This window comes from Natrinema sp. LJW11, assembly GCF_056135975.1.
This window is the reverse complement of sequence record NZ_JBWBDM010000003.1, coordinates 163,210-178,849: the sequence shown is the minus strand read 5'-3', so window position 1 is coordinate 178,849 and position 15,640 is coordinate 163,210. Positions and strand designations below refer to the sequence as shown.

16 protein-coding genes are annotated in these 15,640 nt (G+C 64.0%); 8 read left to right on the top strand and 8 right to left on the bottom strand.

Translation table 11 applies throughout. The features are described 5' to 3' along the window. Position 1 precedes the first annotated feature (1 nt). Positions 2-1,162 (bottom strand): sugar phosphate nucleotidyltransferase, encoded by a 1,161-nt coding sequence (locus AC0QDI_RS09845; protein WP_474667657.1) that lies wholly within the window; start codon positions 1,160-1,162, stop codon positions 2-4. 226 nt (positions 1,163-1,388) lie between these two features. On the opposite strand from AC0QDI_RS09845, the gene AC0QDI_RS09840 reads away from it, so the two are divergent. Next, on the top strand, positions 1,389-2,825 hold the full coding sequence (locus AC0QDI_RS09840; protein WP_474667655.1) for an oligosaccharide flippase family protein: 1,437 nt from the start codon (positions 1,389-1,391) through the stop codon (positions 2,823-2,825). Between the two features lie 232 nt (positions 2,826-3,057). Next, the gene (aglF, locus tag AC0QDI_RS09835; RefSeq protein WP_474667653.1) at positions 3,058-3,792 is read left to right on the top strand and encodes a UTP--glucose-1-phosphate uridylyltransferase AglF; all 735 of its coding nucleotides are present in this window, start codon (positions 3,058-3,060) and stop codon (positions 3,790-3,792) included. Between the two features lie 54 nt (positions 3,793-3,846). Here the strand turns inward: aglF and AC0QDI_RS09830 are convergent, their stop codons facing one another. Together AC0QDI_RS09830 and AC0QDI_RS09825 are read right to left on the bottom strand one after the other, a co-directional pair. Then, on the bottom strand, positions 3,847-4,374 hold the full coding sequence (locus AC0QDI_RS09830) for a metal-dependent hydrolase (RefSeq protein WP_474667651.1): 528 nt from the start codon (positions 4,372-4,374) through the stop codon (positions 3,847-3,849). Then, positions 4,358-4,921: an OB-like fold-containing membrane protein gene (locus tag AC0QDI_RS09825; RefSeq protein WP_474667649.1), complete on the bottom strand. Its 564-nt coding sequence runs from the start codon at positions 4,919-4,921 to the stop codon at positions 4,358-4,360. Before AC0QDI_RS09825 ends, AC0QDI_RS09830 begins: the two co-directional genes overlap by 17 nt. Positions 4,922-5,101: 180 nt before the next feature. On the opposite strand from AC0QDI_RS09825, the gene aglM reads away from it, so the two are divergent. Continuing rightward, complete coding sequence (aglM, locus tag AC0QDI_RS09820; RefSeq protein WP_474667647.1) at positions 5,102-6,391, top strand: UDP-glucose 6-dehydrogenase AglM; 1,290 nt, start codon at positions 5,102-5,104, stop codon at positions 6,389-6,391. Between the two features lie 93 nt (positions 6,392-6,484). After that, a complete protein-coding gene (gene aglJ / locus AC0QDI_RS09815) occupies positions 6,485-7,492 on the top strand; it encodes an S-layer glycoprotein N-glycosyltransferase AglJ (protein WP_474667645.1) in 1,008 nt (335 codons plus the stop codon). 202 nt (positions 7,493-7,694) lie between these two features. Here the strand turns inward: aglJ and AC0QDI_RS09810 are convergent, their stop codons facing one another. After that, complete coding sequence (locus AC0QDI_RS09810; protein ID WP_474667643.1) at positions 7,695-8,024, bottom strand: DUF5789 family protein; 330 nt, start codon at positions 8,022-8,024, stop codon at positions 7,695-7,697. 299 nt (positions 8,025-8,323) lie between these two features. Between AC0QDI_RS09810 and AC0QDI_RS09805 the strand changes: the two genes are divergently transcribed. Further along, positions 8,324-8,533, top strand: coding sequence for a ribbon-helix-helix domain-containing protein (locus tag AC0QDI_RS09805; protein WP_006179895.1), 210 nt, complete (start codon positions 8,324-8,326; stop codon positions 8,531-8,533). Between the two features lie 186 nt (positions 8,534-8,719). Here AC0QDI_RS09805 and AC0QDI_RS09800 read toward each other — a convergent pair whose 3' ends face one another. Further along, complete coding sequence (locus AC0QDI_RS09800; protein ID WP_474667641.1) at positions 8,720-9,142, bottom strand: JAB/MPN domain protein-containing protein; 423 nt, start codon at positions 9,140-9,142, stop codon at positions 8,720-8,722. Positions 9,143-9,224: 82 nt separating this feature from the next. Then, positions 9,225-9,908 (bottom strand): hypothetical protein, encoded by a 684-nt coding sequence (locus AC0QDI_RS09795; protein ID WP_474667639.1) that lies wholly within the window; start codon positions 9,906-9,908, stop codon positions 9,225-9,227. Positions 9,909-10,056: 148 nt separating this feature from the next. On the opposite strand from AC0QDI_RS09795, the gene AC0QDI_RS09790 reads away from it, so the two are divergent. Beyond that, positions 10,057-10,743 (top strand): VOC family protein, encoded by a 687-nt coding sequence (locus AC0QDI_RS09790; RefSeq protein WP_474667637.1) that lies wholly within the window; start codon positions 10,057-10,059, stop codon positions 10,741-10,743. A gap of 245 nt (positions 10,744-10,988) precedes the next feature. On the opposite strand, the gene AC0QDI_RS09785 is transcribed toward AC0QDI_RS09790, so the two are convergent. Both AC0QDI_RS09785 and AC0QDI_RS09780 read right to left on the bottom strand, forming a co-directional pair. Next, on the bottom strand, positions 10,989-11,279 hold the full coding sequence (locus AC0QDI_RS09785; protein ID WP_098726028.1) for a DUF5779 family protein: 291 nt from the start codon (positions 11,277-11,279) through the stop codon (positions 10,989-10,991). Between the two features lie 222 nt (positions 11,280-11,501). Beyond that, positions 11,502-11,957, bottom strand: a complete 456-nt coding sequence (locus tag AC0QDI_RS09780; RefSeq protein ID WP_474667635.1) for a ferritin-like domain-containing protein — start codon at positions 11,955-11,957, stop codon at positions 11,502-11,504. A 493-nt stretch (positions 11,958-12,450) separates the two neighbouring features. On the opposite strand from AC0QDI_RS09780, the gene AC0QDI_RS09775 reads away from it, so the two are divergent. Then, positions 12,451-13,689, top strand: coding sequence for a LeuA family protein (locus AC0QDI_RS09775; RefSeq protein WP_474668341.1), 1,239 nt, complete (start codon positions 12,451-12,453; stop codon positions 13,687-13,689). A 323-nt stretch (positions 13,690-14,012) separates the two neighbouring features. Next, on the top strand, positions 14,013-15,640 hold a 1,628-nt coding region (ilvB, locus tag AC0QDI_RS09770), incomplete at its 3' end, for a biosynthetic-type acetolactate synthase large subunit (protein WP_474667634.1).

Here is a 15,640-nt window from a genome sequence, read left to right as displayed (position 1 = left end):
GTTATCCCCTCCTCACGATCGCATCCGGTTCGATTCGACCGTTCACGCCTACGCCGTGGTCGACGGTTGCGCCGTCGCCCAGCACGGTTCCGGGGTCGACAGTTGCGCCGCTTCCGACGGTCGCGTTGTCGCCGACGACGCCGCCGAGGGTGACGGCGTCGTGCACTGTGCCGTCGACGACGATCGTCGCGGTGCCGCCCGCAATAGTCGCGTTCGCTCCGACGGTGGCGTTCTCCGCGATGATCGCATCGCGGACGACGGCCCCCGATTCGATGACCGCATCGGCGAAGACAACCGCGTTCGAGAGCACAGCGTTCGATTCGATCGTCACGTTGTCCCCAATCGCGGTGCTGCCGCCGACGGTCGCGTTCGGACCGATCGTCACGTCGGACCCGATCGCCGTATCTGCGGCGATCGCACGTCCCTCCTGTGAGGGAGATTTGTCGTCATCGATGATCGCCGCGTTCACATCGAGTAGATCCCAGAGGTGTGAGACGTCGAGCCAGCGACCGCGATACCTGACGGCGCGGATCGGTCGGTCGGTCGCGACGCGCTCGAGCGTCGTCGTAATGGCCAGTTCGCCGCGGTCGGTCGGTGTTGACCGGATCGCGTCGAAGATCGACGGCTCGAATCCGTAGACGCCAGCGTTGATGAGTTCGGACGCGACGGGTTCGGTTGGTTTCTCCGTGATCGCCGTGACGCGATCGTCCGCGACCGTCACGACGCCGTAGTCGCTCGCGTGGTCCGTTCGGGTTACCGCCATCACCGGGCCATCGCGCGCTTCAATCGCGCTTCGAACCCGTTCGACGAGCGACGCGTCGACGACTCGATCGCCGTTCAGGACGAGAAACGGATTCGAAACGGTGGATTCGGCCTGTAAGACCGCGTGGCCCGTTCCGAGCTGTTTCTCTTGGACGACGTACTCGATGTCGACCCCCCAGTCGTCACCGTCACCGAAGTAATTTCGAATTCGCTCCTGTTGATATCCGACGACCAGGACGATTCGCTCGAGTCCTGCCTCTGCGATCGCCGACACGACGTACTCGAGTATCGGACGGTTCGCGACGGGAACCATCGGTTTGGGACGCCGGTTAGTCAGCGGCTCGAGCCGGCGTCCCTCGCCAGCTGCGAGTACGACAGCTGACACGTTCTCTTCTTCCATACCACCTGCTTGGATGATGAAGGCTTGAATACTTGCTGGTGCCGGCCGTCAGTTTATCAAAACCGGTCGCACAGCCTCAAGGCTGTCCGATTGGAGGTGAATTGTCTAGTCAGTGCGTCCGCAATACGATTGGAGATATCTCATAATGAATTTATTCAGCGAGAGTCTATTTCGGTCAGTGAACGGAATCAACGTGTGGCTGCATGAATTCTAATTGCGGAACAGCATGAGAATTGGTCAAACCTCGTTCGTCGTCTTCGCCTCCAAACTCGTCGGCTCGGCACTAGGGTTCGTTGCGACGCTATACTTCGCGCGGACGCTCGGAGCAACGGTTCTCGGTCACTACGCGATCGTCCTCGCAGTCGTCGCTTGGCTCGCGCTCGGCGGCCAACTCGGGATTTCCTCGGCGGTCGTTAAGCGAATAAGCGAGGGCGATGAGCCGTCAGCTCATTTTACGGCCGGAATGATCATCGTTGCGGTGTTGGGACTCGGCCTGACGATCGGGGTCCTTGCGCTTCACAACGTCGTAAACGTGTACGTTGGCGAGCGGGTCGCTCCGTTCGTCGCAGTATTGTTATTGATCAGTCTTTCGTCCGCTCTCATCAACGCGGCGCTCAGGGGGGAACGGCTCGTCCACATTTCCGGGCTGCTCATGCCGGTACAGACCAGTTTCCGGAGCATCGTCCAAATCGGACTCGTACTCGCCGGATTCGGGCTGACCGGAATGCTCGTCGGACACGCGATCGGTGCGCTCCTCGCGATCCTCCTCGGGGCGGCGTTCCTCACGGTCGAAGTGACGCGGCCTCGGCGACACCACTTCCGAAGCTTGTTCGATTTCGCGAAGTTCTCGTGGCTCAGCGGGCTCAAATCCCGTTCGTTCAACGATGTCGATATCGTCGTCCTCGGTGCCCTCGTCCCGTCGGCACTCGTGGGCGTTTATTCCGTCGTCTGGAGTATTGCGACGTTCCTTACGCTGTTTGACAGTGCGGTGAGTTCCACGCTGTTCCCCGAACTGAGCGAGGCCGAGGCGTCCGCCGATCACGACCGGATCGCGGGACTGGTGACGGACTCGATCGCCTACGGTGGCCTCATCGCCATCCCGGGGCTCTTCGGCGGCGTCGTCCTCGCCGATCGCCTCCTCCGTCTCTACGGCGATCAGTTTACGCAGGGAACCCCCGTCCTCGGATTGCTGATCCTCGCATCCCTCATTTATGGCTATCAGAAACAGCTGATGAACGCGTTGAACGCGCTGGATCGCCCCGACATCGCCTTCCGAATAAACATCATATTTATCGTGACGAACGCCGTCCTGAATGTGGTCCTCATCCTCTGGATCGGCTGGGTCGGTGCAGCAATTGCAACGGGCCTCTCTGCGTGTGTCGGGTTGGTGCTCTCGTATCGCTCACTTCGACAGCTCGTCAATTTCGAGGTCCCGACTGACGAACTGGCTCGTCAGTTCATCACCGCAGTGATGATGGCCGGAATTGTTGCTGGCGGTCGATCTCTCCTTGAGACGCTCGATGTGAGCCATAACGCTCTGATCGTCATCTCGCTCACTGTGTCGGGGTCTGGCATCTATTTCCTGTCCCTTTTTGTGATTTCCGCCCAATTCCGTACGACGGTCATCGCCAACGCTCCGGCATGGCTGCCGCATATGCCATGACCGCAGTGACGAAATTTTACGGAATGTCACAGAGTCGTTATGACCCGACTTGTAGCCAAAAAATGTTCGTGCGGACGACGACTGGTACGAGCCGTTGAGGAACTACTTCCAACCTTTCTCTGGCTTGAATTGAACAATTTTAGATTGTATACTAATAAAAAATATAATAAGAATTGATTTGGGACCAGTGATCCCCGAAGTCATATAATATTCAAGTATAATTGGTTAGTGTATGCAAGCAGTCGTGCTGGCCGCGGGCAAGGGAACCCGCCTCCGGCCCCTTACCGATAGCAAACCCAAGGTCCTCGTCGAGGTCGAGGATAAACCCCTCCTCGAGGACGTCATGGACAACCTCATCGACATCGGCGCGACCGAGTTCGTCCTCGTCGTCGGCTACATGAAGGAGAAAATAATCGAGCGCTACGGGGACGAATACAAGAACATCCCCATCACCTACGCCCACCAGCGCGAGCAGCTCGGCCTCGCTCACGCCATTCTCCAGGCGGAACCCCACATCAACGACGACTTCATGCTCATGCTCGGGGACAACGTCTTCCGGGCGAATCTCGCCGACGTGATCAACCGCCAGCAGGAAGAGCGCGCCGATGCCGCCTTCCTCGTCGAGGAGGTCCCCTACGAGGAGGCCTCGAGGTACGGCGTCCTCGATACCAACGAGTACGGCGAGATCGTCGAGGTGATGGAGAAACCCGACGATCCGCCGTCCAATCTTGTCATGACCGGCTTCTACACCTTCACGCCGGAAATCTTCCACGCGTGCCATCTCGTCCAGCCCTCGGATCGCGGGGAGTACGAACTTCCCGACGCGATCGATCTCCTCATCCAGTCGGGTCGAACCATCGACGCGATTCGGATGGACGGCTGGCGCACCGACGTCGGCTATCCGGAAGATAGAGACCGCGTCGAGGAGCGGCTGGCCGACGCCGGGGTCCCGGTACCGACCGAATAACGATAGCGTCAGTTAGAGATCGCCGATTGAGACCCGCGTTCCGCATCACCACTTTCACTCGAGCGACGCCGAATCCTCATATCCCCGCACGCCGACCCGTCGCTCGAGCGCCCAGACGAGTACCGCACATACCCCAGCGACGAGCGCCGGCCAGCGGTCGGTGCTGAGGTAGAGTCCGCCCGCCGGCAGTCGGTACTCGGTCAGCGGCCAGAAGGCGGCGTAGGAGTATCCCGTCGAGGTCATGAGGCCCAGATCGAGGACGTGGTGTGACGCCGCACCGATCGCGACGAGCACGACGATGTCCCGGCGGTACTCCGGTGCGAACAGGAGCGAGGCGAAGAGGGTCACGACGATCGTTCCACCGAGAAGGTGGAGCGGCGCCCACGAGAAGGGAATGCCGAGCAGGTAGCTGACGAACTCGTCCGGAAAGAAGAGATCGATCTTCGTGAAGTCCGGAGAGAGCGCGCCGAGCATTACGAGCGTCACGTGCGCTCGCCGCAGCCGCGCGTATCGAATCGACAGGAGCGTCCCGACGACGTAGCCGACGAGAACGTGCGTGAGGACGTCAGTCACTGCGATCACCGCCGCTCGCGCCGCCTCGAGTCCCGGGTATCACGTCCCAGAGGGAGAGCGGCTCGTCTCGCGGGACGAGTGCGAACCGACCGAAATCGACGCGCCAGTCGCGGGCGAACCGACCGAACGCCCAGAGGCCGCCGAAAAACGAGACGACGAGCATGTAGGCCGTCCCGGAGACGTCGCCGATGGTCGTTCGGTCGACGACGAGGGTCGACTCGTCCTCGAGGTGGCCGAACGCGCTCACGCGGTCACCCTGCTCGAGGGAGGCGTCCGAGTTCTGGAGTCCCTCCTCCGCGTTGACGAGGGTGAACCTGCCGTAGCCGCTGGCCCGAGTCGCGATGACGACGGGGTCCGTGTCGACGACGCGACCGCCGAGGACGACCTGCTCGCCCACGTAGGCCTCGCGGTTCTGGGTGACGTCCACTTCGTCCGGATAGCCGCCGCTCATCAGATCGGAGGGGACCGCGCCCGCCCACAGGACGAGCCCGGCCAGAACGGCGAGGAGGACGACGCCCGCCGCGAGACGGCCGCGTTGGCCGAAGGGTTCCTGCATGTGTCTCTAGGGAGTCTCGAACCGCAAGAATAGCTTTCGTGTTGGTGACGGTCGCCGATCGGGACAAGTGGGTGTGCTCGAGCGGCTCCGGAATCCGGCGAGGGCGAGTCGACGAACCGGACAGAGCGCGGTCCACTCGAACCCAAAAACGTCTAACGTCCACTCCGCATCTCGTTTCCTATGAACGTCTCCATCGTCGGCAGCGGTTACGTCGGCACCACGATCGCCGCCTGCCTCGCAGATATCGGCCACGACGTGGTCAACGTCGAGATCGACGAGGACATCGTCGACGCGATAAACGCCGGGGAGGCACCGATCCACGAGTCGGGTCTCGCGGAGCGAATCGCCGCCCACGCCGGAACGAATCTCCGCGCGACGACGGACTACGATGCGGTTCGCGACACGAACGTCACGTTCCTCTGTCTTCCCACGCCCCAATCCGACGACGGCAGTCTCGATCTCGCGATCATGCGCGCCGGCGCGGAATCGCTCGGCCGCGCGATCGCCGACAAAGACGACGACCACCTCGTGGTCGTCAAGAGCACGGTCCTGCCCGGAACGACCGAAGAAGTCGTCGGACCGATCCTCGAGGCCGAATCCGGTGCGCGAATCGGCGACGGCCTCGAGCTCGCGATGAACCCCGAGTTCCTCCGGATGGGGACCGCCGTCGAGGACTTCCTCGAGCCGGACAAGGTCGTCCTCGGCACCGCGAGCGAGGCGGCCGCGGCGACCCTCCGAGAGCTGTACGCGCCTCTCTTAGAGCGCGATGAGACGGACCTCGTCGAGACCGACATCCGCGAGGCGGAACTCATCAAGTACGCGAACAACGCCTTCCTCGCGTCGAAGGTCTCGCTGGTCAACGAGCTCGGCAACATCGCCAGGGAGTACGACGCGGACGCCTACGAGGTGCTCGAGGCGGTCGGGCTCGACGACCGGATTTCGGAGCGATTCATGCGCTCGGGCCTGGGCTGGGGCGGCTCCTGTTTCCCCAAGGACGTCAACGCGCTGCGCGCCGGCGCTCGCGAGCAGGGCTACGATCCCGAACTGCTCGATGCGACCGTCGCGGTCAACGACGAACAGCCGCAACGGCTCGTGGCCCTGCTCGAGGAGCACGTCCCGCTCGAGGGGGCCCGAATCGCGGTTCTCGGGCTCTCGTTCAAACCCGGGACCGACGACGTGCGCAAGTCCCGCGCGCTGGACGTGATCGAGCACCTCAGCGGTCGCGGCGCGGCGGTCGTCGCCTACGATCCGGTCGCGATCGAGAACGTTCGGCCGGACTATCCCGAGATCGAGTACGCGGAGTCGGCGGCGGACGCGCTCGAGGGGGCCGACGGCGCAGTCGTCGCGACCAACTGGCCTGAGTTCGACGACGTGTCGTTCGAGGGAATGGCGCGCTCCGTCGTGGTCGACGGTCGGCGGATCGAGATCGACGAGGAGTCCCTCGAGGTCTACGAAGGGCTGACCTGGTGACGAGGCGATGGCCGCGTCGCAGTCCACCCGACGTAAAGACCCGACACTGCTCAATCAGTAGCCTTTTGCGGGTACGCGGGCGAATACCGTCCGATGGAAGATGACGCGGTACGTGCGGGCTCGAGTATCCTCTCGGACGGCGCAGGGGAGGTCGCCGTGACCGAGGGCGCCCGCGAGGTCTCGCCCGACGACGTCTGCGTTCTCATCCCGACGCTCGACGAGGCGGCCACGATCGCCGACGTGATCGAGGGGTTCCGCGAGCAGGGGTATACGAACGTCGTCATCGTCGACGGCAACTCGACCGACGGCACTCGCGAGATCGCTCGCGAGCACGGCGCCGAGGTGCTGGTTCAGTCCGGTGACGGAAAGGGGCAGGCCGTCCGCGAGGCCCTCGAGTACGTGACGGTACCGTACGTGCTGATGGCCGACGGCGATGGCACCTACGATCCGGCCGACGCCGACAAGATGGTCGAACCGCTCTCGCGGGGGTACGAACACGTGATCGGCAACCGCTTCGCCGAGATGGACGACGACGCGATGCGCGCGTTGAACGGTTTCGGGAATCGGATGATCAACCGCGCGTTCGGGTTCGTCCACGGAGCCAACTACGAGGACATCCTCTCGGGCTACCGAGCGTTCACCGTCGAGTCGTTCGAACGGCTCTCGCTCGACTCCGACGGGTTCACGATCGAGACCGAACTCGCCGTCGAGTGCGTCAAACACGGGGTCGAGACGACGGTCGTCCCGGTCAGTTACAGCGCCCGACCCGACGAGTCCGAGACCAACCTCCACCCGGTCAAAGACGGCGGGACGATCCTGCTCACGCTGTACTCGCTGGCCAAGACCAACAACCCCCTCTTTTACTTCGGCAGTCTCGGGGTCGCCGGGATTCTCTCGGGCGGTCTCATCGCGGTCTACGTCCTCTGGGAGTGGGTCCAGTACACCCAGAGCCACGAGGTTATGGCTCTCGCCTCGGCGGCCGCCATCCTGCTGGGCGTCCAGCTCCTCATGTTCGGCGTCCTCTCGGACATGCTCGTCACCCTCCACCGCGAACAGCGGCGGCGACTCGAGCGGATCGCTCGAGAGTCGAACGACGAGTGACGGCCGCGGTCGGGAACGGAACGAGCGTCGCGGTCTACCCAGCCAGTCCAGCGGATCAGTGCATCGCTCCCAATCAGTCAGCCGCTAGGCGGTGGCGCGCGCTGTACCGTGATGAGCGAACGGGAATCACGGTTGTAACTACCGATCTTCCACTGACACCGCTATTACCTGCTATCGGACCTGTTTCTTCGACAGCGAGAACTCAGAAGGGCAATAGCGAGCGAAACTGGGCGACGACCCCGTTCGAGTTGTTTCGGCGGTACTCCTCGAAGGGCTGGTGGAGCGCGTTCAACAGCTCCTGACGCGAGTCAAATTGGTCGGTCGGGACTTCGGCGAGCATCTCGCTCAGGGGCACGTCGTTCCCGTGAACGTCGTAGGGAACGTTCTCGTGGCCGATCTCGGCTCTGACGTCGTCCTTCGTAGCCGGAAAGGAGAGGTCGGAATCGCTGAGATGAGCGTCGACGGCCGCGATGCCGAACTCGATACTGTCGGGCTCCTCGTCGTCTCCGCTCGATGGTGGCCGGACTCCCATACCTGTACCTCCCGCTACGGAGCCGGATATAAAAATGCCTGTGGAGACGGCAGCGGAGTGTCACCGAACAGGGACTGTCAGTCGAACGCCGTCGAGGCTGTCAACTGCTCACTGTCGGATGCCTACTAGCAACCGCTTCAGATCCCAGCAATTCCGGCCAACAGCAATCGCAGCCAACGACAACCCTGCCAACAGCCGCGTGAGCCATCAGCCACCGGTTCGGCGGCCATCAGCTACCGGTTCGGCGGTGACCACCGACCTGTCGACACGCATTTGGGGCCCGCGACGGAGTATGGCGTATGACCGAGTACACCACGGTGTCGATTCCGAAGGATCTCGCGGACCGCGTCGAGGATACCATCGAGGGGACCAGCTTCCAGAGCACGAGCGACCTCGTTCGATTCCTGCTGCGCAGCATCGTCATCCAGCACCAGAAGGAGGGGGAACTCACCGAAGCCGAGTTCGAAGAGATCACCGAACAGCTCCGCGGGCTGGGCTATCTCGAGTGACCCGCCCTGAACCACGCTGAGTCGCTCTGTAGTAGCCACTGAAACGGTTTGCACACTGATCGTTTCAGTAGCTACTATATTTTCGAGATCGCCAGACCACAGTACCGAGCGAGCATCACCGCCTGACGGATAGTAGCCGCGCTACGTAGTCGACGTATCTGGTCGTCGTCGGTCGGACGATATCGATCAATCGGTCAACGACTGCCCCGGCGGCGAGGCGTCGAGGATCTCGAGGGGTCGTCGGTTGCCGCTCCGGTCGAACGCGGCGAACGACCGGTCGTCGGTTCCCCACGGCGGGACGGCGACGAAGACGACTTCCGCCAGGTGGTCCCGGCGCGTCACCTCGAGCTCGCCGACGGGGTGGGAAACGAACCGGCCCTGCGTCTGGCGCGCGGGCGTCGAGAGATCGACGCCGAAGACGGCGTTGACGGAGTTGTGGGGGTCGGGGAGAAAGAAGTCGGTGAAAACGGGTGTTTCGGGCGGGATCGCGTCCGCACCCTCGAGTTCGCTCGCCGGCGTGACCGAAACGCCGGTCGTCACGTCGTTGGGATCGGCATCGCTCGCCAGGTCCAGCAGGACGTCGACGAGTGCGCGAGTTACGTAGACCACAGGGTCCCTTTGGATAGCCGGAAGTTTAGCTGTTGCCTCCTGAGGGAGCTCGCTGTCTCGTCCCGATCGGGTTCCGGACGCCCTAAACGGGAAGCAGCTTCCAGGCCGTGGTCGCGTACAGCCGTGGCGCGCCTTTTCTGGCGTTGGCGAGCGCGGTCTCGAGGACGCGCGCGGCGTCCGCCATCACGCCGGTGCCGTGGCCGACGAGCACGCGCTCGGGCGCGACGCCGCGGAGGGGCGTTCGCGGCGGGGTGAGTCGCAACGCCGGATGGACGCCGAGTTCCTCGTCGCCGGCCCGGAAGTATGCCACCGACCCGACCGTTTCGGGGACGACGAGCGTCCCGTCGGCCGGGTTGTAGAGGGCGACTTCCTGCCAGAAGCGGTTGTCGACGACCGTGATGGCGCGGATCCCGGTATCGGAGAGTTCGTCGTCGAAGCGAGCGACCGCGGCGTCGATGTCTTCGGTGACGCCCTCGAAGAATTCGGGGAGGTAGACGGGAACGTCGTGGCGGTCCGCGACCGCCGCCGCATCGCGCTTGTGCCGGTCGAGGGTGACGACGACGCCGGCCACGTCGCCGAACTCGGCGAACAGGTCGTCGATCCCCTCGGCGTCGACCGGGTCGATCACCCAGACCTCGCCGTCGACCGCGAGGGCGTGGCTGGCGCGTTGCATCCGTTCGTCGGGGTGGGCGATCCAGCCGATGCCGTCCTCGAAGCGGTCGATCTCGCGGAACTCGGTCTCGCGTTCGTCGACTCGGGAAGTCATACTGACAGTCTACGAACCGTCGCTCCATAAATCTCGGTAACCGCCGCACCCGAACGGTCAGTCGCCCGAGCGCGGTCAACCGTACTCGAGGCCGCCCGCCGGCGAAACCGGCGACGCTTCTATGCACCCGCTTCGCGTACGTCCGCGTATGTTAACCGGGATAGCCTGGCTCGCTCTCGAGGCCAAGTACCTCGAGGCCGCGGGGACGTTCTACGAGGAGACGCTGGGACTGACTGGGCGCGAACGCGGGGCGGACGAACTCGTCTTCGCGGCCGGCGACACCGATCTCGTGCTCCGACGACCGGCGGCGCTCCCGCGGGGCGGGCTCCACACGCACTTCGCGTTCTCGATCCCCGCGGCCGAGTACGACGACTGGTGGGACCGCCTCGACGACGACTACGACCTCGAGGAGGCGCGCTTCGGCTCCTCCCGGTCGCTCTACCTGTACGATCCCGACGGCAACTGCGTCGAACTCGGCCAGCAAGACGTCGCCGGGCCGGGAATCGACGGCATCTTCGAGGTGGTCCTCGAGGTCGCGGACATCGACCGTGCGCAGGCCTTCTACGAGGAGCTGGGGTTCAAGACCGTCGACGAGGGCGACGACCGCAAGCGCGTCCGACTCCACGGGCCGATGGCCCTCGAGCTCTGGGAGCCCCATCTCGGGATCGCCGACGCCCGCGGCGGCGTCCACGTCGATCTGGGGTTCGAGACGGACGATCCGGCAGCGGCGCTCGAGGCGGTGCGCGATCGGATCGGTTCGCTCGAGCGGGAGTCGGACGAGGCGGTCGTCGTCCGCGATCCGGACGACCACTTCCTGACGTTTACCGCGGTGTGAACGCGTCCGCACTTCGGACCGGTGAACCGCCCTGCGGTGGCGCGTGCGGTGCGTCGACGAGCCTGTGGCGAGTCGTCGCTCAAATACACGCGAGGGATGAGCGAACGAAGTGAGCGAATCGGTTGGGGAGGGTGTGGCCCCTCCGTGTTGCCAGTATCAGTAGAACGCGCTCTTCATTCATCGAGACACGAGCGAGACGGTATCGAAATTCACTCAGTCTCGTTTGCGGGTCGTTCGCGAGGTGATTACAGTCGCTCCGTACTCACGTCCACGCCGGGCGGCGTCACGAGCAAGAACCCCCGGAAGTGGACGAGATTCCCGCCCGACTCCTTGATGTCCCGCGCGAATCCCGCGGCCAGTTCGTTCACGTCGCCGTCGACGTTGAGCACGAGCACGTTCCCCTTCGAAATCGCCTCGAGCCACTCGTCGTCCGGCGTTTCTCCATCGAGGAACCCGAGGATAATGCTGCCCTCGAGCTCGAGTTCGTCGTCGATGTGCTCCTCGACGGTCCGAAGGTCGAGGTCGAAATCGCTCATATGGCGAGCGTCGAACCCGGACGAGAAAAACGTTCGCCTCCAACCTTTTACTCTGCGCTCACTCCCTTCGGTCGTTCGCTCGGTAAAGGTTGATCAAAAGCCTGCGTCACCCTCTCAGCCGCGCCGTTGGCGCGGCCTCGAGGGTTCCTCGGCCCGCTCGCTCACTGCGTTCGCTCGCGGAAACTGAGAGTATGGCCGCGAATGCCGTCGAGTGCGAGACGATCAGTCCATCGGGAACTCCTTCTGGAACCCGCGGAACTCGGTCCGGTGGGCCTCCTCGTCCGCGAGAATCGTCACCGCCACGTCCTCCGTGACCGGGTCGTTCGCCTCGGTCGCGGCCTCGATCAGCGACCGATAGGTCTCGATGGCGGACTCCTCGGCCTCGAGGACGCCCTCGATGACCGACTGGACGTCGGTGGTGTCCTCGGGCGGCTGGAGGCTGTGCTGGTTGGCCTCGAACGACTCCGAACCGGGCGGAGATTCGTCTAACTGTTTCAGGCGTTCGCCGAGCATCTCGGCGTGGCCGAGCTCCTCCTGAATGTCTTCCTCGAGGCTCGTCTTGACTTCCTCGGCGTGGATGCCGTCGAGGACGATCGCGTTGGTCTGATAGTTCATCACGGTCTCGAATTCGTCGATATACGCCCCTGTCAGCAGGTCGGTGATCTCGTCGGTCGTCATGCGCGCCGTCATACCACGACCGGGCATAAAACGCTCACACGCGCGACTGCTCCGTTCCGTCGACTCGACTCCCCGCTCGGTGGCGGGTGCGCTGGTTCGCGAGGACCGCGGAGACGCCGTCCGATCGTCGGTTCGGCACCCACCGTTCCTCGCCGATGGTGGATGAACGTCTACTATCTGGGTTGAAAATAAGGGAAGAACAGCAATACGGTGCCTCGAGGAGGCGAGCGGTGATCGAACGTCCACAGTCGACCGCGCGCCAGCGCTCGAGCGGTCCGAGTGAGGCCGAACGGGTGGTATTTCCGGTTCGATACCCGATAGTCGGGGCTGATCACTGGATAGCGCCTAAACAGTATTAGGAGATACTATTAGATAATAGGTCGTCGCAGTCGTGCGTTTTCCCGATGAATCTGATCGGTAGCGGTATCGCTCGCGACAGCTGTCCGCCGCTCACAGCGTTAGATTTATATACCTCGTCGCACCTCGGGTTCAGATACAATGTCTTCACAAGACAGCCCATCCTCTGATACCAATCAGGGGGGTCGAGTTCTTCCAGGGCACGTTAGATTCCACTGACGAAATAGAGTCAGCACGTGTCTTCGATACGACCCTCCGGGACGGCGAGCAGTCGCCCGGCACATCGTTTTCCTACGACGACAAACGGCAGATCGCGTCCATCCTGGACGAGATGGGAACCCACGTCATCGAGGCCGGATTCCCCGTCAACTCGGACGCCGAGTTCGAGGCCGTTCGTGACATCGCTTCGGCAACCAGTTCGACGACCTGCGGGTTAGCCCGCGTCGTCGACGGGGACATCGAAGCGGCGCTCGATTCCGGCGTCGAGATGGTGCACGCGTTCGTGTCCACCAGCGACGTCCAGATCGAGGATTCGATGCACGCCACCCGGGAGGAAGTCGTACAGCGCGCAGTCGACTCGGTCGAACGCATCAAAGAGGCGGGCGTGACCTGCATGTTCTCGCCGATGGATGCGACTCGAACCGACGAGGAGTACCTGCTCGAGGTCATCGAGGCGGTTTCGGACGCGGGTACCGACTGGATCAACATTCCGGACACGTGCGGCGTCGCGACGCCGACTCGCTTTCGGGCCATGATCGAAAAGGTCTGTGCCCACACCGACGCGCGGGTCGACGTTCACACGCACGACGATTTCGGGCTGGCCACCGCCAACGCGCTGGCCGGTATCGAGGCCGGCGCGGCCCAGGCGCAGGTGTCGGTCAACTCGATCGGCGAGCGGGCCGGCAACGCCGCCTACGAGGAGTACGTGATGGCCGTCGAGTCGCTCTACCAGTGCGATACGGGGATCGACACGACGCGCATCACCGAACTGTCGGAGATCGTCGAGGAGAAAAGCGGGATGGACACGCCGGGCAACAAACCCGTCGTCGGCGACAACGCCTTCTCCCACGAGAGCGGCATCCACGCCGCCGGCGTCATCGAAAACTCCGACACCTTCGAACCCGGCGTCATGACCCCCGAGATGGTCGGTGCCGAGCGCAAGCTCGTCATGGGGAAACACACCGGCACCCACTCGGTCCGAGAGCGACTCGTCGAGTGCGGCTTCGACCCCACCGACGAGCAGGTCAGGGCGGTCACCCGCCGCGTCAAGGACTACGGAGCCGAGAAGCGTCGCGTGACGGTCGACATCCTCGAGCGCTTCGCCGAAGAGGCTGGCGTCGAACGCCAGCAGGATCAGGAGGAGGTGCGCGCCTGAGGAATGTCCTCACCGTTTGCCACCGGCCGCGAGCCCCTGCTGTCGCGCTCGAGCGGACGGACGGATGCGTCCCGGAAGGATTATGATCCTCGAGGGTGCTACGTAGACAGTAATGACGGTCCGCGCTCCCCTGTCGGCTCGCGTTCGCACGGTCGGCACCAGCGCGCTCGCTCCGATTCGTATTGTAGGGGCGTTCTAGCCCCATTTTCAGCACTTCGTAGCGTCGGACCGGAATCCGCATCGTTCTCCGAGCGATCACTACCCCAGCAGATGACACACTACCGTACACCACCCGATCGCCGCACACCGGCGGGAGGCAATCGATGAGCGAACGCGCAGCAAAGGTCACACCACCGGACGACGAACAGGACGACGACCAGATCACCGACAGCGCCGCACCCGACGCGGCCACCGAGAACGACGCGGCGGCCGGCGACGCCGAGACGACGCCCGCCCCCGTCACGTCGGGCGCAGAAGCGGTCGTTCGCGCGCTCGAGAACGCGGGCGTCGAGTACGCCTTCGGCGTGCAGGGCGGGGCGATCATGCCCGTCTACGACGCGCTCTACGATTCGGACATTCGTCACGTGACGATGGCCCACGAGCAGGGCGCGGCCCACGCGGCCGACGCCTACGGTATCGTCTCCGGCGAACCGGGCGTCTGCCTCGCGACGTCGGGACCGGGCGCGACCAACCTCGTCACCGGCATCGCGGACGCCGACATGGATTCGGATCCGCTGCTCGCGCTGACGGGGCAGGTCCCGACCGAGTTCGTCGGCAACGACGCGTTCCAGGAGACCGACACGACCGGCGTCACGACGCCGATCACGAAGGATAACACCTTCGCGAGCGACTCGGATCGCGTCGGCAGCGACGTCAGCGAGGCGTTCGCGCTCGCCGGTGCGGGCCGGCCGGGACCGACCCTGGTCGATCTGCCCAAAGACATCACGAACGGCGAGACCGACCGCGAGCCCGACGCCCCCGCGGTTCCGGACACCTATCAGGTACAAGAGCGAGCGGATCCGGAGATCGTCGCGGCCGCGGCCGAGCGGATCGAGAACGCCGACCGCCCCGCCATGTTGCTCGGCGGCGGCGTCATCAAGGGCGAGGCCAGCGAGGCCTGTCGCGAGTTCGCCATCAAACACGAGATCCCGGTCATCACCACGATGCCCGGAATCGGCGCGTTCCCCGAGGATCACGACCTCTCCCTCGAGATGGCGGGCATGCACGGCACCGGCTACGCCAACATGGCGATCACACACTGCGACACGCTGATCGGCATCGGAACCCGCTTCGACGACCGGCTGACCGGCGGGATCGAGACCTTCGCGCCCGACGCGGAGCTCATCCACGTCGACATCGACCCCGCGGAGATCTCGAAGAACATCCACGCGGACTACCCGCTGGTCGGCGACGCCGAAACGGTCGTCGAACAGCTCTCCGAGGCCGTCGACGCCTCGCCGGAAGCGAAGAAGTGGCGCGCGCAGTGCCAGCAGTGGAAATCCGATTACTCGATGGCCTACGACGCGCCGGAGGACGAACCGGTCCAACCGGAGTTCGTCGTCGAGGCGCTCGACGAGGCCACGAGCGACCGAGCGATCGTCACCACCGGCGTCGGCCAACACCAGATGTGGGCCTGCCAGTACTGGACCTACACCGAGCCCCGCACCTGGGTCTCGAGTCACGGGCTCGGGACGATGGGCTACGGGTTGCCTTCGGCGATCGGCGCGCGGATCGCGGCCGACGACGATCAGGAGGTCGTCTGTATCGACGGCGACGGCTCGTTCCTGATGACGCTGCAGGGGCTGTCGGTCGCCGTCCGCGAGAACCTCGACATCACGGTCGCCGTGCTCAACAACGAGTACATCGGCATGGTTCGACAGTGGCAAGACGCCTTCTTCGACGGTCGTCACTCCGCGTCGGACTACCACTGGATGCCCGAGTTCGACAAGCT